The 19,848-nt window shown below is 67.1% G+C and carries 18 protein-coding genes; 6 read left to right on the forward strand and 12 right to left on the reverse strand.

Going from position 1 to position 19,848, the window contains the following annotated elements:
* Positions 1-228: 228 nt before the first annotated feature.
* Together QH195_RS18275 and erm are read left to right on the forward strand one after the other, a co-directional pair.
* Complete coding sequence (locus QH195_RS18275; RefSeq protein ID WP_280436296.1) at positions 229-1,785, forward strand: MFS transporter; 1,557 nt, start codon at positions 229-231, stop codon at positions 1,783-1,785.
* 369 nt (positions 1,786-2,154) lie between these two features.
* Positions 2,155-2,985, forward strand: a complete 831-nt coding sequence (gene erm / locus QH195_RS18280) for a 23S ribosomal RNA methyltransferase Erm (RefSeq protein ID WP_432278286.1) — start codon at positions 2,155-2,157, stop codon at positions 2,983-2,985.
* Between the two features lie 67 nt (positions 2,986-3,052).
* Here the strand turns inward: erm and thpD are convergent, their stop codons facing one another.
* The 11 genes from thpD to QH195_RS18335 form a co-directional block, all read right to left on the reverse strand.
* Positions 3,053-3,922 carry an ectoine hydroxylase gene (gene thpD / locus QH195_RS18285; protein WP_432278366.1) on the reverse strand — a complete coding sequence of 290 codons (870 nt, stop codon included), beginning with the start codon at positions 3,920-3,922 and terminating at the stop codon, positions 3,053-3,055.
* A gap of 18 nt (positions 3,923-3,940) precedes the next feature.
* Entirely contained in the window at positions 3,941-4,336 is a 396-nt protein-coding gene (locus tag QH195_RS18290) for an ectoine synthase (protein WP_062978384.1), read from the reverse strand.
* Between the two features lie 13 nt (positions 4,337-4,349).
* On the reverse strand, positions 4,350-5,609 hold the full coding sequence (ectB, locus tag QH195_RS18295) for a diaminobutyrate--2-oxoglutarate transaminase (protein ID WP_280423265.1): 1,260 nt from the start codon (positions 5,607-5,609) through the stop codon (positions 4,350-4,352).
* Complete coding sequence (ectA, locus tag QH195_RS18300) at positions 5,609-6,244, reverse strand: diaminobutyrate acetyltransferase (RefSeq protein WP_280423266.1); 636 nt, start codon at positions 6,242-6,244, stop codon at positions 5,609-5,611. The genes ectB and ectA overlap by 1 nt, the downstream gene beginning before the upstream one ends.
* Before the next feature lie 72 nt (positions 6,245-6,316).
* Positions 6,317-7,411, reverse strand: coding sequence for a sensor histidine kinase (locus tag QH195_RS18305; RefSeq protein WP_280436298.1), 1,095 nt, complete (start codon positions 7,409-7,411; stop codon positions 6,317-6,319).
* A 3-nt stretch (positions 7,412-7,414) separates the two neighbouring features.
* Positions 7,415-8,128, reverse strand: coding sequence for a response regulator transcription factor (locus QH195_RS18310; RefSeq protein ID WP_280423268.1), 714 nt, complete (start codon positions 8,126-8,128; stop codon positions 7,415-7,417).
* A 161-nt stretch (positions 8,129-8,289) separates the two neighbouring features.
* Complete coding sequence (locus QH195_RS18315) at positions 8,290-8,595, reverse strand: hypothetical protein (RefSeq protein ID WP_280423269.1); 306 nt, start codon at positions 8,593-8,595, stop codon at positions 8,290-8,292.
* 211 nt (positions 8,596-8,806) lie between these two features.
* Positions 8,807-9,916: a PP2C family protein-serine/threonine phosphatase gene (locus QH195_RS18320; RefSeq protein ID WP_280423270.1), complete on the reverse strand. Its 1,110-nt coding sequence runs from the start codon at positions 9,914-9,916 to the stop codon at positions 8,807-8,809.
* Between the two features lie 133 nt (positions 9,917-10,049).
* Entirely contained in the window at positions 10,050-11,423 is a 1,374-nt protein-coding gene (locus QH195_RS18325; protein WP_280436299.1) for an FAD-dependent oxidoreductase, read from the reverse strand.
* Between the two features lie 124 nt (positions 11,424-11,547).
* On the reverse strand, positions 11,548-13,089 hold the full coding sequence (locus QH195_RS18330) for a flavin-containing monooxygenase (protein ID WP_280436300.1): 1,542 nt from the start codon (positions 13,087-13,089) through the stop codon (positions 11,548-11,550).
* A gap of 230 nt (positions 13,090-13,319) precedes the next feature.
* Positions 13,320-14,201 (reverse strand): TIGR03621 family F420-dependent LLM class oxidoreductase, encoded by an 882-nt coding sequence (locus QH195_RS18335; protein ID WP_280436301.1) that lies wholly within the window; start codon positions 14,199-14,201, stop codon positions 13,320-13,322.
* 122 nt (positions 14,202-14,323) lie between these two features.
* Here QH195_RS18335 and QH195_RS18340 point away from each other — a divergent pair, with 122 nt between their 5' ends.
* Together QH195_RS18340 and QH195_RS18345 are read left to right on the forward strand one after the other, a co-directional pair.
* A complete protein-coding gene (locus QH195_RS18340; RefSeq protein WP_280423274.1) occupies positions 14,324-14,632 on the forward strand; it encodes a hypothetical protein in 309 nt (102 codons plus the stop codon).
* Positions 14,633-14,942: 310 nt separating this feature from the next.
* On the forward strand, positions 14,943-15,335 hold the full coding sequence (locus QH195_RS18345) for a DUF779 domain-containing protein (protein ID WP_280423275.1): 393 nt from the start codon (positions 14,943-14,945) through the stop codon (positions 15,333-15,335).
* An 18-nt stretch (positions 15,336-15,353) separates the two neighbouring features.
* Here the strand turns inward: QH195_RS18345 and QH195_RS18350 are convergent, their stop codons facing one another.
* Positions 15,354-16,907 (reverse strand): succinic semialdehyde dehydrogenase, encoded by a 1,554-nt coding sequence (locus QH195_RS18350; protein ID WP_280436302.1) that lies wholly within the window; start codon positions 16,905-16,907, stop codon positions 15,354-15,356.
* A gap of 168 nt (positions 16,908-17,075) precedes the next feature.
* Between QH195_RS18350 and QH195_RS18355 the strand changes: the two genes are divergently transcribed.
* Positions 17,076-19,424: a sensor histidine kinase gene (locus tag QH195_RS18355; RefSeq protein ID WP_280436303.1), complete on the forward strand. Its 2,349-nt coding sequence runs from the start codon at positions 17,076-17,078 to the stop codon at positions 19,422-19,424.
* Complete coding sequence (locus QH195_RS18360) at positions 19,425-19,844, forward strand: roadblock/LC7 domain-containing protein (protein WP_033241832.1); 420 nt, start codon at positions 19,425-19,427, stop codon at positions 19,842-19,844. It begins immediately after the preceding gene.
* Positions 19,845-19,848 lie beyond the last annotated feature (4 nt).

A 19,848-nucleotide genomic window follows, 5' to 3' on the forward strand; every position in this document is an offset into this window, starting at 1 on the left:
CCGGAACAGGATTGGCGTCCAAGTCGCCGGTCGACCTCGTCACCGTTCGACGACCGTCCACCCACCGCGGCAGCGACGGACACGATGGCCGCCGCAACCCCGGCGAGGTTGTCGTGCGGTGACACGCGGCACCGGCTCCGATGAGTTTCGGGCTCGGCGGCGGTCCAAGGTGGTGATATGCCCACCGGTCGCCACTTGACCTGAACCATTGTCGAGGTTGTTGAGTTCATGAGTATGGAAGCCCCGAATCGGCCTGCCGGCGCGACCGGTACCCGCCTCGACCTCGCCGACCCCACCGTCCGGATGTTCGCGCAGCTGCTGGTGAACGTGCTGCTCGTCTCGTTCATCAATTTCACGGTCTGGTTCGGCATCACGTTCTTCGTCTACCTGGAGACCCGGTCCGTTTTCGCCACCGGAATGATCGCCGGGATCTTCCTGGTCGCAATGGCCGGCACCGGCGTCTGGTTCGGCAGTATCGTCGACCACCACCGCAAGAAGTCCGTGATGCAGGCGTCGGCGCTGGTGTCCCTCGCGATCTACGCGATCGCGCTGGCGTTCTACCTGGTCACTCCGGCCGAGGAATGGCGCGATCCGGCCGGTATCCGCCTGTGGGTGCTCATTTTGCTGGTGATGGCCGGCGTGATCGCCGGCGGGCTGCGTACGATCGCGCTGCCGACCGTCGTCACCGCCATGTTCGACGCCCGGGTCCGGGATAGGGCCAACGGCCTGGTCGGCACGACCACCGGTATATCGCAACTGGCGACATCGGTTGCCAGTGCGCTGCTCGTCGGCTGGAACGGGATGCTCGGTGTGCTGGTGATGGCCGTCATCGTCCTCGCGGGAGCCGTCCTGCACCTGCGGCGGCTCGCTCTCCCGGACACGCTGTCCCGGGCCGCGGCCGCGGGCGAACCCAAACGGGTCGACCTGCGCGGGACGGTGCGGATCATCCGCGGGATTCCGGGCATGATCCCGCTGATCGCCTTCGCGGCGTTGAACAATCTGCTTTTCGGCGGGTTGATGGCGCTGATGGACCCCTATGCACTGTCGATGATGTCGGTACAGGCCTGGGGCATCATCTGGGGCGCGTTGAGCGCGGTGATGATCGTCGGGGGCCTGCTCGTGGCCAGAACCGGTACCTCGTCGAATCCGGTGCGGTTGATCCTGTTGATCAACCTGGCGCTGTGGGCGGTGATGCTGGTATTCCCGCTACGGGATTCGGTGCTGCTGCTGGTGGGCGGCATGGCAGTGTTCATGGTGCTGATGCCGTTCGCGGAGGCCGCCGAACAGACCGTCCTGCAGAAGGTCGTCCCGTACGAAAGGCAAGGCCGGGTCTTCGGTTTCGCACAGAGCGTGGAACAGGCCGCCTCTCCGCTGACGGCTTTCTTGATCAGCCCGCTGGCGCAGTTCTTCTTCATCCCGTTCATGACCGACGGGTCGGGCGCCCGCTGGATCGGCGGCTGGTTCGGCACCGGGGAGGCCCGCGGTATGGCGCTGGTGTTCGTCCTGCTCGGTGTGCTCGGCGTGCTGTTCACCGGTTACGCACTCGGCAGCAAGCATTACCGGCACCTGAGCCGCAGCTACCGTACGAACGGCCCGAGCGTCGAGGATCCGGTGCCGGTTCCGGAGGTGGACGATCCGGAGTTCGCTGTCCTCGAGGACGCCGCGAACTCCGCCGGAACCGGCATACCGCTTGCCGACCGGGCCGATCTCGATGCCGAACTCTCCGCCCTGATCCCGGGCGAACGGTGTGACCCGACGGGATGCGAAACCGCCGGGGTGCGGTGAAACCCCGGAACGGGGCGTCACCCGATCGACGGCCGGTGACCTCGTGTCATATCCGGAAAATCGTTGGACGGATTTCGACGGATCGACCTAAGGTGGCCGGCATGGGAACTTTGTGCACCAGCGGAGTGTGCGCGGGCGCGTACTACATCCGCCTGCGCACGGCAGCTCGGACTCTGCCGGCGCACCCCACACTCCGCTGACGCCGCCGGGTCGTCCCACCGACGGGAGCACCCGGCCGTAGGTGATACCGGTCCCCCCCGACCGATATCCCGTCGCGATCATCCGGCGCTTCGGCGCCGCGTACAGCACCGGCATGGGTCCGGGCGAATCTGCGCACATCGATTCGGCCCACTCCTCCGGAGGACCCCCATGGCCCGCTCGCGTACCCGTATGTCCGCGACCCGTAAAAGGCTGTCCCAGAATTTCCTGACCGAGCCCGCCACCGCCCACCGCATCGTGGCGGCCGCCGGCGTCGGCCGAGCCGATCTCGTCCTGGAGATCGGGCCCGGCGACGGGATGCTCACCCGTCATCTGATCCGTCACGCGGGGCGGGTGGTGGCCTACGAAAAAGATCGGCATTATGCCCACCGGCTCGCCGTACGTTATGCCGCTGACGAACGAGTCCGCGTCGTACACAAGGATTTCCGTTTCACCGAACCGCCGGAGCAGCCGTTCGCCGTTGTCGGCAATATCCCGTTCGGTGCGAGCACCGAGATCCTGCGCTGGTGTCTGACCGCGCACCGGCTCACCGCGGCCACCTTGCTCACCCAATACGAATTCGCCCGTAAATACAGCGGCGATTACGGCCGCTGGACAAAATCGACCATTATCCACTGGCCGGATTGGGTACCGGCTATGGGAGACCGGATCGGCCGCGAGGAATTCTTCCCCGTCCCCCGGGTCGACGGCGCGATACTGCGGATCGTGCGCCGGCCGGTCCCGCTTCTACCGGCCGATGCCCGCGACGACTACCGGCGAATGGTGGACCTGGGCTTCTCGGGAGTCGGCGGATCACTGGCCGCCTCACTCCGGCGCACACATTCGGCTCGGGCGGTGATCCGGGCTTGCGCGGCGGCCGGTATCGCGACCGACCTGCCGGTGGGGCTGGTTCCGCCGGCCGCATGGCTCACCCTGTACCAGCGGCTGTACGGAGCAGCCTCCCCGGAACTCGACCGGCCCGCTACCCGCCGACGCCGCTGACCCGGACACGACGACGGGGACGAACCCGCCGGGATTCGTCCCCGTCGCCATGGGCGAGATGTCCCTTCTACACCGCCGTGAAGTCGCGACTCGCGATATATGCCGGTCGGCGCGCCGGTGCGGCGAACGGCTCTTCCAGAGTGTTCTCCACACTGTTGAACACGAGGAAGATATTCGACCGCGGGAACGGCGTGATGTTGTTCGCCGACGCGTGCATGATGTTCGAATCGAACAGCAGCGCCGACCCGGCCGGACCGGTGAACTGCTCGATTCCGTACTTATGGGCCAGTTCGGTGATATCGGCCTGGCTCGGTACCCCGATCTCCTGCTCACGCAGTGATTCGCGGTAGTGATCCGCCGGTGTTTCGCCCACGCAGGGGACGAAAGTTCGATGCGATCCGGGCATTACCATCAGACTGCCGTTGTACGGATAGTTGTCCGTCAACGCGATGGACAGACTCACCGCCCGCGGCGTCGGCATTCCGTCTTCGGCGTGCCAGGTCTCGAAATCGGAATGCCAGTAGAAACCGGTACCGAATCCGGGAAGGTAATTGACCCGGCTCTGGTGGATGTACACATCCGAACCCAGAACCTGTCGGGCCAGCTCCACGACCCGGGATTCGCGCACCAGCTCTTTCACTGCCGGGCTCAGCGAATGCACATCGAAAACCGAGCGCACCTGCTGCGACGTCTTCTCCACGATGAGCCGGTCGTCACCCCGCAAATCCGGATCGTTTGCCAGCCGATCGATCTCGGCGGCGAACTCGGCCACCTCCTCGGGGCTGAGCAAACGATCCAGAATCGCGTAACCGTCGGTATCGAACGCAGCCAGCTCCGCGTTGTCGATCCGGCCCCACACCGTCGCGTCGTGTCGCTCCTGCAGCGGCAACCGCTCGGCGGTTCTGGTCGGATAGCGATCGATCCGATTGTCAAACAACGTCGTTCGTCCTTCCTCTCAGTCGGCCGGAACGGCGATCAACGGATAAACGCCGTTCTCGTCGTGCACCTCCTGCCCCGTGACAGGAGGGTTGAACACGCACAGCATCCGCATCCGTGTCCGTGTCCGCACCTCGTGCTTCTCGTGCCCGTCGAGCAGGTACATGGTGCCCGGCGCGAGATCGTAGGTGCGGTCGTTCGTCAGATCGGTGAGGGTGCCTTCACCCTCGACCAACCAGACCGCTTCCACATGGTTCTGATAGTGGAAGACGTGGGTGGTGCCGGCCTCGATGGTGGTCTCGTGGAACGAGAACCCCACCCCATCACCGCCCAGCACGATCCGTTTGCTACGCCAGCCCTCCGCACCGACATCGCGGTGGGTGCCGGTGATCTCGTCGGTGGTGCGCACGATCATTCTGTAGTTCCTCTCAGCTGCAGACGGTTTCGACGGCATCGCCCAGGATGCGAAGACCGTGGTCCAGTTCGTCGTCGGCGATGGTCAACGGCGGCAGCAGTTTTACAACTTCATCCGACGCTCCGGAGGTCTCGGCCAGCAGGCCACGTTCGAACGCGACCTGGCAAACCTTTCCGGCCTGCGAGGCGTCGTCGAAGACCAGGCCGTGCACCAAGCCGCGGCCCCGGGTCGAGATTCCCGGTGCGGCCACGGCGATATCGTTCAACGCCGCGGCCACCCGCTTACCCTTGGCGCCGGTGGACTTCTCCAATACATCATCGGACCAATAATGCTCGAGCGCCACCTGCGCGGTCACGAAGGACGGATTGTTACCCCGGAAGGTGCCGTTGTGTTCACCCGGTGACCACACATCGTGCTCCGGCTTGAACAGCACCAGCGCCATCGGCAGGCCGTAACCGCCGATCGACTTCGACAGGGTGACGATATCGGGAGTGATTCCGGCCGCCTCGAAGGAGAAGAACGGGCCGGTGCGACCGCAGCCCATCTGCACGTCGTCGACGATGAGCAGGATGCCGCGAGCGGAGCACAGCGAGGCCAGGTGCCGCAGCCATTCGGCGCGGGCCAGGTTCACCCCGCCCTCACCCTGCACGGTTTCCACGATCACGGCGGCCGGCCGGTCCAGGCCGGACGAGGAATCGTCGAGCACCCGCTCCATCCACTGGAAGTCCGCGGTGGTGCCGTCGAAGTAGCCGTCGTAGGGCATCGGTGTCGCGTGATTGAGCGGAACACCGGCACCGGCGCGCTTCATGGCGTTACCGGTCACCGACAGCGCGCCCAGGGTCATCCCGTGGAATGCGTTGGTGAAGCTGAGAATGGTCTGACGACCGGTGACCTTGCGGGCCAGCTTCAGCGCGGCTTCCACCGCGTTCGCGCCGGTCGGGCCGGGGAACTGGACCTTGTAGTCCAGGCCGCGCGGCGCCAGCAGGGTATCCCGGATGGTCTCCAGCAGTTTGCGCTTGGCGACAGTGGACATGTCCAGACCATGGGTTATCCCGTCACCGGACAGATAGTCGATCAGCGCCGTCTTGAGCAGCGGGTTGTTGTGGCCGTAGTTCAGCGCGCCCGCTCCGGCGAAGAAATCGAGGAAATCCCGGCCGTTCTCGTCGCGGAGCCAGGCGCCCTGGGCGGTCTCGAACACCGCGGGCCAGGAGCGGCAGTAGCCGCGGACATTGGATTCCAGATCGTCGAAGATCGTCGTTTCAGGGGTAATCATCAGTGATCCCTTTCGTTTTTACGGGCGATCGGGGAGATGGTGTAGAGGTCCTCGGCGGCGTGACTGTCCGGGAACACGTCCGGTTCGAACAGTTCGCTGCGCACCATTTCGGCACCGCGGCGGCGAGCCAGCGAGGCGAACATGGCAATCGAGGCGGGATTATCGGGGGACACGGTGGTCTCCAGCGCATCGACGGCACCGCCGGCCGGATGGTCCGGCGCGGTGACGGTGGCGACCAACCAGTCCAGCATGGCGACCCCGGTTCCGCGACCACGCTGGTCGGCGTCCACGGCAACCTGCCAGACGAACAGGGTGCCGGGCGCATCGGGTCTCAGGTAGCCGGTGACGAAACCGACGACGCGGCCGTCGCTCTCGGCCACCACCGAGGTGGCGGCGAAATCTCGGCACCACAGAAGATAGGCATAGCTCGAATTGACGTCCAGGACCTGCGACTCGTCGGCGATCTGCCACAATCGCGCGGCATCCGTGATCCGCGGTGCGCGCAAGCGCACGCCGGTACTGGCGGGCTCCGCATCGGTCGCGGTGGACGAAGTGGTCGAGCCGGTGCCGGTCGGACCGGCGGTCTGCGTGCCGGTCGAACCGGCAATCTGCGTGGACTCAGTGTGTAAAGACATACAACTCCGATGTCTGCTTGCAGTACTTTCCCAGGCTTACGAATCAACTTTGAGGTGGCCTGGTCGAGTTCTTTACGATTGTGTTACAGGCTGATGACGCCCCTCTCGATCGATAGCAGGAAGCCGGATGACGAACCGGGCGCCCCCACCGGGGCGTTCCGTACATTCGACCCGGCCACGGTGGGTGGCCACGGTCTCCGCGACGAGCGCCAGACCGATTCCGGTGCCACCGGTGGTGGACCGGCGGCTGTTACGGGAAGTCGCGAAACGTTCGAAAATTCGGTCGCGGTCGGCCGCCGCGCCCCCGGGGCCGGCGTCGTCCACCTCGATGACGGCATCCGCGCCGTCGCGGCGCACTGTCACCGCCACCGCTCCCCCGCCGTGCCGGTCGGCATTCTTCAGCACATTCAGCAGGGCGCGCTCCAGCTCCAGTTTACGGCCCAGCACCGTGACGGGGTCGGCCACTGTGAGAAGTTCGGCAGGCCGGTGACTGTCGCGCAAGGTGTGTACCAGCAGATCTCCCACCGAAACGGGATCCGCATCACCGTGATGCATACCTGCCTCCACCCGCGCCAGGGCGAGTAGATCGTCGAGCAGCCGGCGCAGATGGGCCACCTCGGCGCTCACCAGGTCCAGAGCTTGCTGCGACCGCGGCGGAAGTTCCGCACGTGAGCGCTCCAGCACGCCCACCGCCGTCGTCAAGGTGGTCATCGGGGTGCGCAGTTCATGGCTCACATCACCGAAGAGCCGGTGTTCGCGATCGATCCGGCGCTGTAGCGAATCGACCATCCGGTTGAACGACGCGACCGTACTCGAGAGGTCCTGGTCGTTGCTGTCCGGCAGGCGGGTACCCAGTTCGCCGGAGGCGATGAGAGCCGCCGCCTCGGCGACGTCGCGTAGCGGCTTGAGCATCCGCCGGCTCACCCCGACCCCGACAGCGGCGCCGACAAGCGCCGCGGCGAGGGCACACCCCACCAGCAGTGCCGGACGGTGATGCAGCCGTTCGCTGAAAGTGCGGCTTTCTTCGCTGACCACGGCGAACACCGCCAAGACGAGGACCAGCGCCATCAATCCGGAGGACGCCGCGAACGCGGTCGTCACCCGGCTGCGCAGACTCCAGCGCCCCGCGTCGCGTTCGACCCGGACCGCGTTCGTTATACCGACCATCGTTCAGCGCTGCACGTCCAGCCGGTAACCGAGGCCACGGACGGTGACCACGATCTGCGGATCGGAGGGGTCGCGCTCGATTTTGGTGCGCAACCTGCGCATATGCACATCCACAATTCGCTCGTCACCGAAGAACCCCCGATCCCAGACGCGCTCCAGCAGGACATCACGGCTCAAGACCCGGCCCGGCGCATCGGCGAGTTCGCACAGCAGCCGGAATTCGGTGATGGTGAGGTTGATCGGCTCCTCGCCGCGGCGGACGGCGCCACCTTCCGGCGAGAGGATCAGTGGCGCGGCGGGGTCGGCGTCCAGGACGACCTCGATGGGCGCCGTCTCGCGTTCCACCGACAGCCGCGCACGGCGCCGCAGCGCACGCATCCGCGCGGTGATCTCCTTGATTTCGAACGGTTTGGTGACGAAATCGTCGGCGCCGGCCTCCAGGGCTGCCACCACATCATGGGTATCGTCACGTGCGCTCACCACGATGATCGGCACATCGTGCTCGCGGCGGATCTCCCGGATACAGGTGAATCCGTCCATTCCGCCCAGCATCAGATCGACGATCATCACATCGGGTACGCCGATCGTGCGCAGATGGGTGAGCGCGGCCTCGGCTTCCTCGGCCTCTGCGACGTCGTAGCCTTCGTCCTCCATGGCCAGGCGTAACGCACCCCGGACCCGGTCGTCGTCTTCCACGATCATCAGGTTCGCGCTCAATTTTCAATCCCTTGCAGACGCACGTGGCGTGCCGCGGCGCGGGTTTCGCATCCCCAAACCGACGCGACAGCCCGCTACTCAGTTTTACTCGAGCAACCTTCCGGTTATACGAGTAGCCGCAATGCCTGCGAAGTAAACCCCCGAAGTGAAATGCCTCACTGTCAGATGTCGCGCGCATGCTCCAAACGAAAGAAATTGCTCGGGGTGCCGTCGGCGCGGAGTTCCTGATAACGGAAGCTCAGTTTGCGTGCGTCGAAGGTTGCGAACCAGTCGGCCCAGCTGACGGGCTGGAGTACCGCGCCGCCGTAGTGCGGGAAGTCCAGGCGCAGGACCCCCACCTCGCCGTCGTACTGACTGCCGGGCGTCGTCGCCGGATTAGCACCGCGCCGCTGAGCCCACTGGCGGATGATCTCATGATTCGTGGTGACCATGGTTGTTCCGGGAGCGGCGGAAAGGCCACCCTTCATGACGAACCTCCTTGCGGTAGGTGCGTACGTGCTCACCGTGCAACCCTCGGTGGTCACACCGGCTTTCCGGACTTGTACCCGACTTCGCACTCTTGCAAACACACCGGACAGGCAGATGTCCTGCGTGTCCGCACCGCCGAACCGGCGGCCGAAAACCCCGGCTCCAGCGGTACCTCGGGTTTGCCGGGGGTTCGCCGAGATGGGAAAACGGTCACCTACCGCCGGAAATCGGAGCCAGAGCCACCGTGATGTTATCGCTGCCCCCGCAGACGACCGCGTAGTCGACGAGCGCCCGCGCGCCGTCGCTCGTCGGCATCCCGAGTGCCCGTTGCGACAGCTCGACCGGCCCGGGCAGATAATTCCACAGGCCGTCGGTGCACAGCAGCAGCGAACCCGGGCCCTCCACGTAATAGGATCGGATACTGTCGCCCGACCAAGGCTGCTGACCGGCGTCCGCGCCCAGCCAGCGCATCAGCGTATGCGCCCGGGGATCGGCCATGGCCGCCTGCTCGTCCATCGCACCCGCTTCGACCAGCGTCTGCGCCCACGAATCGTCGACCGTCAGTTTCTGCGGCCCGGTGAGCGGACCGGGATGGCCCGGACGCGCCGGGTGCTCGGAAACCCGGTCCCCGGCGGCCAGCCAGTAGGCACGGCTGTCACCGATATTCGATACGGTGACCGAAACCCGGCCGTCGGCCTCGGTGCGCACGATCGCCGAAACATAGGTGCACGACGGTGCGTCCCCGTCCGGCCCGACCAGATTGCGCACCGCCTCCGACGCGGCCGCCATACCCGCGGCCGTGGCCTCCTCGGCCGTCCGGTTCTCGGCGAGCGCGGCAAGGCAGGCATCCACGCCGGTGCGGACGGCGGTCCCGGAGGCGGCCTGCGGGTCCGGCGAGGAGGAAACACCGTCGCACACCACCAGCACAAGGGTTTCCGGTTGCCCGCTGTCGTCGGGTACCACCGCCGCGGCCACCGCGTCCTCGTTGCGCGCGTGCACGATTCCGCGATCGGTGACCAGCCCGGCCACCCCGAGATCGGCCTCGAACCGATCCTGCAGCCGATGCGGATGATCACAGGCGGGGCAACGCGGGCCATGACCCTGGGTCCCGCAGTGCACGCAGACCACTTCCGCCAGACCGTCGTCCGGCAGCGCGACGCGGTGGATTCCCGGGGTGACCGCCTGGCGCGGAACTGTCCGTTCCGCGGCCGCGGCCCGGCGGCGAGTGTCCAAGGTATCGCGGACCGCCGGCATGGGTTCGGTCACCGCGTCCAGGATGTCGCCCGGTTCGGCGCCCCCGGCGTTGGTCTCCGCGTTCATCCGGCCACCACACTCTCGAGTAGTTCCCGGCGCCCCCCGACCCGGATACCGCGAGTCCGCACACCGCCCCCCTTCGTTGGACCCGTTCCGTTCTGACGATCGAAGATAGTACGCGGTGGCCGGGTGGGCGCGTTCATCCGCGCTCCCCAACCGCGCGAACGGCTTTGCGGGCCGCCACCAGCACCGGATCCCAGACCGGCGAGAACGGTGGGGCGTATCCCAGATCGAGTGTGGTCATCTGCGCCACGGTCATTCCCGCGGTCAGCGCGACCGCCGCGATATCGACCCGTTTACCGGCACCTTCCCGGCCGACGATCTGCACACCGAGGAGGCGTCCGGTGAGACGTTCGGCCAGCATCTTGACCGTCATCGGGGCGGGGTCCGGATAATAACCGGCACGACTGGTGGATTCGATCGTCGCCGTGACGTACTGCAGCCCGGCGGTGCGGGCGTCCTTCTCCCGTAGCCCGGTTCGCGCCACCTCGAGATCGCACACCTTGCTGACCGCGGTGCCGACCACACCGGGAAAGGTCGCGTAACCCCCACCGATATTGGCGCCGATGATCTGGCCGTGTTTGTTGGCATGGGTGCCCAGGGGAATATGGCGGCGCATCCCGGAGACGAGATCGAGCACCTCCACGCAATCGCCACCGGCCCAGATGTTGTCGTACCCGAGTACCCGCAGGGCGGTATCGGTCAGGATCCCCCCGTGTCCGCCGATCGGTAATCCCGCCGCGCGGGCCAGCTCGGTCTCGGGGGCGACACCGATCCCGAGCACCACGATATCGGCGGGGTATTCGCCGCTACCCGAGACCACTGCGCGGGCGCGGCCGTCGGCTCCGGTCCGAATCCCGGTGACCTCCCGGTCGCCGGCCACTACGACGTCCAGCCCGCCCAGTGCGTCACGAACCAGGGCGCCCATATCGGGGTCCAGCGTCGACATCGGCTCGGCCCCGCGGTGCACGATGGTGACCTCGAAACCCCGGCGGATCAAGGCCTCCGCCATTTCGACCCCGATATATCCCGCACCGACCACCACGGCGCGGCGACCGCCGGTGGCGGCCAGGGCCGCGATGAGCGCTTCGCCGTCGTCCAGGGTCTGTACCCCGTGCACACCGGGTGCGTCGATACCGGGCAGCGGCGGACGGATCGGCCGGGCGCCGGTCGCGAGCACGAGCTGGTCGTAACCGGTCCAGGTTTCGACACCCGTCGCGAGATCGCGGCTGCGCACGCGGCCGCCCGCGATATCGAGTTCGACGACCTCGCTGCGCAACCGCACGTCGATCGCCCGCGCCCGGTGCTCGGCCGGTGTGCGCGCGATCAACTGGTCTCTGTCGCCGACCTGCCCGCCGACCCAGTACGGGATCCCGCAGGCGGAATACGAGGTGAAATGCCCGCGTTCGAACACCACGATCTCGAGGTCGCCGGCCTCCCGGTACCGGCGTGCCTGCGCGGCCGCCGACATGCCGGCCGCGTCACCGCCGACGATCACCAACCGCTCGGTCATATGATCAACCTACCCAGTCGGCGGTGGTTCCCCACGATACGACCGGCAACCCCCGCGCCCCGTACCACCGGGCATGGACCGTCGCGCCACTCACCCGCTGCCGGATATCCGGTGGCACAGCGCGTCAGGCGGTGCGTGAACCGATCAGCGGGAGCCTGTCCATGGCCGTGCGGGTGGGGCGGGGTGAGCCGGTGGTCGGCCGGCCTTCACTGTCGGTGAAGGTCAGGATGCCGTCTTCGATCGGGCTCTTACGCAGATAGGCACGGTCGCGGAAATAGCTGTTGACCACCTTCCACGGGCCGCCGGTGCCCTGTCGCGGCATCACCGCGTCGCCGCGCTGGATATAGCCGGAGCTGAGCGCCCCGCCCATCACCGACACCTCGGAGCGGTCGCTGTCACGCGCGTTCACCACGAACCGCGTGTAGCCGCGGTCCCGCATCCGATTCAGCACCTTGCAGAAGTACTCCGCGGCGAGGTCGGCTTTCAGGGTCCACGAGGCGTTGGTGTATCCGAGAACCATCAGCGCGTTCGGTACGCCGTCGAGCAGCGAGCCCTTGTACATGACCCGCTCTCGGGTCACCACCGGTTCCCCGTCGACTTCCAGTTCGGCGCCGCCCAGGATCTGGATGGTCAGGCCGGTGGCGGTAACGACGATATCGGCTTCGATCTCGGTACCCGAGGAGAGGCGGATACCGTTCTCGGTGAATGTGTCGATGGTGTCGGTGACGATCGTTGCCTGCCCGCGGCGCAGCGCCTTGAACAGGTCGCCGTCGGGCACCACGCACAGCCGCTGGTCCCAGGGTGCGTAGTCCGGGCTGAAATGCCGCATATCGATACCGGATCCGACCGCCATCCGGACCCAGTTCAGGAACAATTTCCGCGCCAGGGCCGGTTGTTTGCGCGAGAGCTGATAGCTGGCCTGCTGGACGGCGATATTGCGCGCGCGACCGACGTGATAGGTGAGGCCGGCCGGGGACTTGACCTTCGTCAGGCCGATCGCGACCGGGTCATCGGCCGGGATCGAGGCGATATAGGTAGGCGAACGCTGCAGCATCGTCACGTGTCCGGCATCGGCGACCATCGACGGCACCAGGGTGATCGCGGTGGCCCCGCTGCCGATCACCACGACCTTCTTCCCCCGGTAGTCGAGGTCCTCGGGCCAGTGCTGGGGGTGGACGATCTGCCCGGTGAAGTTCTCTTCCCCCGGGAACGACGGCCGGTAGCCCTTGTCGTAGTCGTAATAGCCGGTACAGCCGACCAGGAAGCCGGCGGTCCACACTTCCTCGGCGCCGCTCGCTTCCTCGACGACCCGGACGGTCCACCGGTTGTCCGGGCTGGACCAGCTCGCCGAGACCACCTTCCGGCCGAAGTGGATATGCGGGGTGACCCCGTACTCGTCGGCGGTCTCCTCGATATAGCGGCGGATACCCGCGCCGTCGGCGAGCATCTTCGTTCCGCGCCAGGGCCGGAAACCGTAGCCGAAGGAGTACATATCGGAATCCGATCGGATCCCCGGATACCGGAAGAGGTCCCAGGTTCCGCCGATGGCGGTCCGCCGCTCCAGGATCGCGTAGCTGCGCCCGGTGTTCTCCTTCTCCAGGTGACAGGCCACATCGATACCGGACAGACCGGCTCCGATGATCAGTACGTCGACATGCCGCGTCATTGCGTTCCTCGTCTGCTCGTGCCGGGTTCGTCGTCGATCATGACAGACGCACCTTTTACCTGTAACCGAGAGTATCTGACATCAGTGCGAGCCGGGGCACACCCCACGCATCCGACCGGGAAGCACGTCCTGTCCACCCGGCCATCACCTCGATCACCGTGATATTTACCTCAATTTTTCCTTCTTTCTATAAAGGTCCGCCACCGGCGCCGCGCAATCCCCGGCAATGATCACCGGAATTCGGCGATGACCGGCGCGAAAGCCTCCAGATCGGGTTCGAGCACGGTGATGTAGCCGAAGCCGAACCGTTCCCGGTTCAGCCGCAGCCGGTCGGCGATCTCCCGGGAACTGCCCAGCAGCACGGTGGGCAGTTCGTCCACTGCGGCCAGCACCTCGGGCTCGACGGCCGAGCCGTACCTGTCGAGGAATTCGGCCCGCTGCCCGGAGGGCACCACCGACTGGACCAGAATGTTCAACTCCACCTCCGGGGCACGCTCCCCCAGCGCAGCGCGGACGAACCGGACCCGCTCATCGATTTCCGCCGGCCCGGCCAACCGCAGCCGGCCCGCAGTGGTGGCGGCGGCACCCGTCAGCGCCACGACGGAGGCATGGCGGGCGGCCAGGGTGAGCATCCGATCACCCCATCCGCCGATGAGCAGCGGCGGGCCGCCCGGCCGCGCGGGCTGCGGCCGATAGCCGGGGTCGGCGAACAGATCACGCAGCGTCCGCACGGTCTGCTCGACATACGCCACCCGGCTCGCCCCGGTACCGAACGGGATACCGGCGCTGTCGAATTCGTCGCGGACATAGCCCGCGCCCAGGCCCAGTTCCAACCGGCCCTCGACGAATCGGTCCGTCCCGGCGATCTCCCTGGCCAGCAACACCGGATTGTAGAAGGGCACATTGAGGACGAACGTGTTCAGGCGCACCCGTTCGGTGTTCTCGGCCGCCAGTACCAGCGCCGGGAACGGCGGCGCGAGGCCGAGATGGTCCGCTACGCCGATCACGTCGTACCCCAGTTCTTCGGCCCGCCGGCATTTGCGTACCCATTCGTCGCGCGAATGCGGCACCACCATGTTGACGCCGAACCGGAATTCCGTCGGTGAGCTCATACCTTCTGCATACTCCGCACGACTTCCCCGCGCCGCCTCGGCACCGGCGAGTCACCGGACATAGGGTGGGTACTCGTTCCGGGCAGGCGCGGCGCCGGTCCGAGCCACCAGGAGGATTGTCGATGAACGCCACGAAAGCCCGGTACGGCCTGTTGATCGCGGCCGCCGCGCTCGCACTGGCCGGGTGCACCGAGATCGAGCAGGCACTGAACAAGGGCGGGGATACACCCTGCCGCGAGTACATCGCGCAGGATCCGAAAACCAAACGCGTCACCATCACCAAGTTCCTGGAAGAACAGCACGGACAGGCGCCGACCGGTACGAATGTGGATCTGTCCATGGCCGCCGTCGACGGCCTGTGCACCGTGCAGGCCAACGCCGATACCCCCATCGAGCGGGCCGATCTGGCGGGCATCTTCATCCGGAAATAACCGGCCGCCGCGACTGCCCTCGCCGGCGCCGGAAGAGCGGGTCGCCGATCGCTCCTGCGCGAGCATATGCCCTTATACCACAAGCGTTTTCGCCGGGCCATCGACACCCCCTCGCCCCGGAAAACGCGATACGCAAGAATGTGTTCGCAAAAGTGCTGGCGAAGTAGCAATCCGGATACCGGGCTACGGCGAGCCGGAATCGGTGTGCCCGGCCGGTGCCGGCGCCGGAAACTAGGTGCAAGGAGCGCGCAATGTTTCATCGGATCGGATCGGTAGCGACGCGGTGCCCCGGCGTGGCGCGGAGTTCCTGATGGCGTATCGCAGCGACCGGGTGGCGGTGACCGACAGGGCCCGCAACGCACTACGCGAATTGATCGAACAGCACGGCCCCATCCTGCTCTACCTGCCCCATCACGAGACGGGCGAACCGGCGCCCGACTGGCTGCCCATCCGCGATTTCCGCGCGGCCGAGGGCGATACCCTCTTCGGGCGGCTGGCCTGGCATACCGAACTGTGGATGAGTGAGCAGGCGTACAAACATTTCGAACGCGACCACCTGACCGTGGACGTCCCCGCCGACGCCGGGCCACCGGCGCGCGGTGACGAACCGGACGCGGATACCGCGGTTTTCCTGCTGCGCGCCCGCCGGCTCAGCGCCGCCGAGGCCGCTGCGTTCGAAACCCGCAGACGCAGCCGGGGCTGAACCGCTCGATCTTCGCGCTCACCGGCCGGGCAGGTATTTCAGCCCGCGCGCGATGGTCATCAGGATCCGCTGCCACAGCTCCTGCTGGATCAGCGGCGGCGCATCCAGATTCAGGAACCGGGTGGTCACCACCGACTGTGGCTCGGTGAATTTCAACAGTCCGCCGGGACCGTGCCGGCGGCCGACCCCGGACGCTCCCATACCGCCCATCGGGGCGGCGGTGGTCCCCCAGGCCGGGGCGTAGCCCTCGTTCACGCAGACCGTGCCGGTCCGCAGCCGGCGGGCGATTCGCTCGCCCTCGGCCGGCGTGGCGGCCCACACACTGGCGTTGAGCCCGTAGTCGGTATCGTTGGCCGCCGCGACCGCCTCGCCCACGGATTCGACGGGGTAGACGGCCACCAGTGGTCCGAAGGTTTCGTTGCGGCCACAGATCATCTCGTCGGTGACCCCCGCGAGCACGGTCGGTTCGAAGAACAGCGGCCCGATATCGGGCCGGGGATTGCCACCGGTGAGTACCCGCGCGCCCCGGGCGACGGCATCGGTGAGATGGGCGGTGACGGTTTCCAGCTGCGGCTTCGAGATGAGCGAACCGATATCGGCCGAATTATCGTAGGCGGCACCCAGTTTCGCTGCCTCGGCGGCGGCCGTGAACTTCTCGGTGAACTCGTCGGCAACGGCTTTCTCGACATAGATCCGTTCGATGGAGATACACAGCTGCCCGGCGTTGGAGAAGCACGCCCGCACCGCCGCGCGGGCGGCACGGCCGATATTCGCCCCCGCGGTGACGATCATCGGATTCTTACCGCCCAGTTCCGCGGAGAATCCGATCAACCGCGCACCGCACTGCTGCGCGAGTGCCCGGCCGGTCTCCGTGGAGCCGGTGAACATCAGGTAGTCGCAGCGGGCCACCATGGCCTCGCCCACCACCGGGCCGGGACCGGGAACGATCGCCAGCAGGTCCCGGGGCAGGCCCGCGCGGTAGAGCAGTTCGGCTCCCGCGAGCGCGGAGAACGGCGTCCGGCTGTCCGGTTTCAGTAGCACCGCGTTACCGGCCAGCAGTGCCGGTATCGCATCGCCGAGCGATAACACGAGCGGGTAGTTCCACGGTGAGATCACCGCGACGACCCCGGTGGGCCGAACACCGACCCGGGCCCGGTTGAGGATCGGAAAAGCGCCGGCCACCTGCTGCTCGTCCAGCAACCGGGGCGCGATTCGCGCGAAATAGCGGGCCGCGAACATCAGCCCCATGACCTCTTCCTGCGCAGCCCACCGGGCCTTACCGGTTTCTGCCTGGATGACGTCCATCAGCGCCGCTCGCTGTGCGACGACCAGTTCCCGGAAACGGTGCAGCACCCGGGCACGTTCCGCGGCCGGGCGGGCCGCCCAGTGGGTTTGCGCGGCCCGGGCCCGCGTTACCGCGGTTTCCACATCCGTTGCTGTCCCCACCGGCACCGAGCCCAACGGGTTCCCCGTGAAAACCTCATCGATCGTGCGCCGAGCGCGTACCTCGGTGTCGTCGATCGCGGCCAATGCGCTCAAGCGGTCGAAGACCGCGGTATCCGGGGCGGGCATCGGTGCCTCCTACCTGGTCGGTATTCCACACGATGTGGACGAATCTACCCACTCGGCGCCCTCGATGCGGGCATGCGGCCGATACCGCCGCCGGTCGCGAGGTCGAAGGGAGTCCTGTTCAATGGGATCCGATGTGCCGGAAGCGGGTCGAAAGGTTACTTTGTGGCGATGTTCAGAGCGAGGCTCGGTGTCCGCGCCCGGATCCTGGCGATCGCGCTCATCCCGAGTTTGACCCTGTTGGTGGTCGGTGTGGGCGCGACCGGCTATCTGATCGACCAGGGCCAGCACGACCGCCAGGTGACCGAGGCGATGCGAGCGGCGGCCGGCCCTACCCGCACGGTATACGAAATCGTGCAGAACGAGCGCCGGCTCACTCTCGCCTACCTCGCCGGTGATTCGGCCGCGGCCGATGCGCTGGCCGCCGTGCGGCCCGACAGTGAACAGGCGCTACGCGGACTCCTCGACGCCTCCCAGGAGCTGCGCAGCCTGCAACCCGATCAGATCACCGATGATGTCGGCTCGTTCGCCACGCTCACTCAGCAGCTGGGCAATATCCGAGGGGCGGTGGACAGCCGCTCGGTCTCCGCGGGCGACGCCTACACGTTCTACGCCCGTCTGCTCGACGCACTGGCGATCGGTGCGCAGGTCTCGCAGTCTTTCGCCCCGGATGCGCATTCGGCCACCCAGCTCACCCTCGCCACCCGCATCATGCACATGCTGGAGTCCACCTCCCGCAGCCATGCGCTGGCCGGAGCGGCGTTGCGGTCCGGCCGGCCGGTGGCGCTGCCCGACGAGTACATCCAGCAGACCGGCTTCTACCACACCGAAACAGCGCTGCTGGCGCGCGAGCTCGACCCCGAGCTCGGCGAGCGGCTGAACAATCTGCTCAGCAGTCCGCAGTGGCAGCTGCTGACCCGCACCGAGAGCACCCTCATCGCCCGCAGCCTCCCGGGCACGGACGGCGACGACTCCTCGGCGCTGCCGCCCGCCCAGCTCGCCGCCTGGCAGGACGCGGCCGACCATCTCGATCACGAAATGCTCGAACTATGGGACGAGCAGAACGTGGTCATGCAGCAGGCCTCGCTCGACGCCGCGGCCCGCACCACAACGCAGTCCCTGCTGATCGGCCTCGCCGTCCTGGTGATCTCCGCGGCAGCGTTCGGTATCTCCCTGGTATTGGCCAACCGGTTCATCCACCGCCTGGTGCGGTTGCGCGACCATACGCTCGCCCTGGCCGACGAGCGGTTGCCGGATATGCTCGACCGGCTCCGCGCCGGGGAGGACATCGACGACACCGCGGCCGCGGCGAAACTCGACTTCGGCCACGACGAACTCGGCGCGGTGGCCACGGCCTTCGAGCATGCACACGCGGTGGCCGTCACGGCCGCGGTCACCGAGGCGCGCAACCGGGAAGGCGTCAAATCGATCTTCCTGAACATTGCGCACCGAAGCCAGATCGTAGTCCACAAACAGCTGGAGATCCTCGACGAGGCCGAGCGGCGCGAAGAGGATCCGGCGATGCTGGACGTGTTGTTCAAACTCGACCATCTGGCCACCCGCGAACGCCGTAACGCGGAGAACCTCATCGTGCTCGGCGGTGGCAAACCGGGACGTCAGTGGCGCACCCCGGTACCGCTGGTGGACCTGGTGCGCAGCGCCGTCGGCGAAACCCAGGACTATCCGCGGGTGCGGCTGGCCCGGCTGCCCGAGTTGCGGGTGGCGGGTAGCGCGGTCGGTGATCTCATCCATCTGCTCGCCGAACTCGTCGACAACGCGACCTCGTTCTCACCGCCGCAGTCGCGGGTCCAGGTGACCGGGTCGGTCATCGGCAAGGGGGTGGCCGTCGAGATCACCGATCAGGGCATGGGGATCCCGGCGGACAGCCGCGACCGGCTCAACGAGATCCTGCAGAATCCGCCCGACTTCGAGGTCGCTTCGCTGCAGCGGGATTCGCGGCTGGGAATCTTCGTGGTCGCGCAGCTGGCCCACCGGCACGGCATCTCGGTACGCCTGTGGGAATCGGAGTACGGCGGCGTGCGCGCGGTGGTGATCATTCCGTCTGCCCTGCTCACCGACCCCGCGGAGGAGACCGCGCCGCTGACCGGGTTGACGCGCCCGGCGGCGCCGGTACCGGTCCCGGCGACCGAAGAGCGCGCCGAAGCTCCGGCGGCCACCCTCGTCGAGGACCGCCCGCGGCCCGCCGGACACCCCGATCCGGCGCCGCCGGACACCCAGGCGGCGGAGACCGGCGCGACCGCCGCCGAACCGGAGGTCCTGCCCGACGGTCGTCCGGCTTTACCACGCCGTACCAGGCAGGCTAAAGTCGCACCGCGACCGGAAGATTCGGGCGCCCAGCAGGCCGCAACGGCGCGGCCGCGCTCGGCCGAACAAGCCCGAGATCTGATGGCGGCGATCGAGAACGGTACCCGGCAGGGCCGCAGGCCTCTGCCCGCCACGGATTCCGGCGCCGCGAACCCGGCGCCGGACGGCGCATCCCCGGATGAACAGGAAGGCTAAGTGTCAACTTCCACTCAAGGTGACCTGAACTGGCTGCTCGATGATCTCGTCGAGCGACTCGCGGGGGTCCGGCTGGCGGTCGTGCTGTCCACCGACGGAATGCTGCTCGGCCACTCCTCGAAAATGGACCGCACCGAGGCCGAGCATTTCGCGGCCATGTCGTCGACCCTGCACGGCTTGGCCCGTAGCGCGGGCGCACGGTTCGAGGGCGGTAACGTCCGGCAGGCGGTGATCGAACTCGATCGGGCCGTGCTGTTCGTGACCTCCGCCGGCGACAACGCTTGTATCGCGGTCCAGGCCGCCGCGGACGCCAACCTCGGCATGGTGGCCTACGAGATGAATCTGACCGTGCAGCGGGTCGGTACCCATCTCTCGACCAGTTCCCGCAGCGGAACCGGGGACCGACCACAGCAACCGTGAGAAC

It is taken from the genome of Nocardia carnea (genome assembly GCF_029868855.1).
GTDB classification, from domain to species: Bacteria; Actinomycetota; Actinomycetes; order Mycobacteriales; family Mycobacteriaceae; genus Nocardia; species Nocardia carnea_A.

Excerpts from the sequence above, each read along its gene's own strand:
- QH195_RS18330 (WP_280436300.1), bottom strand. The coding sequence starts at position 13,089 with ATGACGCGGCATGTCGACGTACTGATCATCGGAGCCGGTCTGTCCGGT.
- QH195_RS18305 (WP_280436298.1), bottom strand. The coding sequence starts at position 7,411 with ATGGTCGGTATAACGAACGCGGTCCGGGTCGAACGCGACGCGGGGCGC.
- QH195_RS18350 (WP_280436302.1), bottom strand. The coding sequence starts at position 16,907 with ATGCCCGCCCCGGATACCGCGGTCTTCGACCGCTTGAGCGCATTGGCC.
- ectB (WP_280423265.1), bottom strand. The coding sequence starts at position 5,609 with ATGATTACCCCTGAAACGACGATCTTCGACGATCTGGAATCCAATGTC.
- QH195_RS18355 (WP_280436303.1), top strand. The coding sequence starts at position 17,076 with ATGTTCAGAGCGAGGCTCGGTGTCCGCGCCCGGATCCTGGCGATCGCG.
- QH195_RS18320 (WP_280423270.1), bottom strand. The coding sequence starts at position 9,916 with ATGAACGCGGAGACCAACGCCGGGGGCGCCGAACCGGGCGACATCCTG.
- QH195_RS18345 (WP_280423275.1), top strand. The coding sequence starts at position 14,943 with ATGGCGTATCGCAGCGACCGGGTGGCGGTGACCGACAGGGCCCGCAAC.
- ectA (WP_280423266.1), bottom strand. The coding sequence starts at position 6,244 with ATGTCTTTACACACTGAGTCCACGCAGATTGCCGGTTCGACCGGCACG.
- QH195_RS18275 (WP_280436296.1), top strand. The coding sequence starts at position 229 with ATGAGTATGGAAGCCCCGAATCGGCCTGCCGGCGCGACCGGTACCCGC.
- QH195_RS18340 (WP_280423274.1), top strand. The coding sequence starts at position 14,324 with ATGAACGCCACGAAAGCCCGGTACGGCCTGTTGATCGCGGCCGCCGCG.
- erm (WP_432278286.1), top strand. The coding sequence starts at position 2,155 with ATGGCCCGCTCGCGTACCCGTATGTCCGCGACCCGTAAAAGGCTGTCC.
- QH195_RS18325 (WP_280436299.1), bottom strand. The coding sequence starts at position 11,423 with ATGACCGAGCGGTTGGTGATCGTCGGCGGTGACGCGGCCGGCATGTCG.
- QH195_RS18290 (WP_062978384.1), bottom strand. The coding sequence starts at position 4,336 with ATGATCGTGCGCACCACCGACGAGATCACCGGCACCCACCGCGATGTC.
- QH195_RS18315 (WP_280423269.1), bottom strand. The coding sequence starts at position 8,595 with ATGAAGGGTGGCCTTTCCGCCGCTCCCGGAACAACCATGGTCACCACG.
- QH195_RS18335 (WP_280436301.1), bottom strand. The coding sequence starts at position 14,201 with ATGAGCTCACCGACGGAATTCCGGTTCGGCGTCAACATGGTGGTGCCG.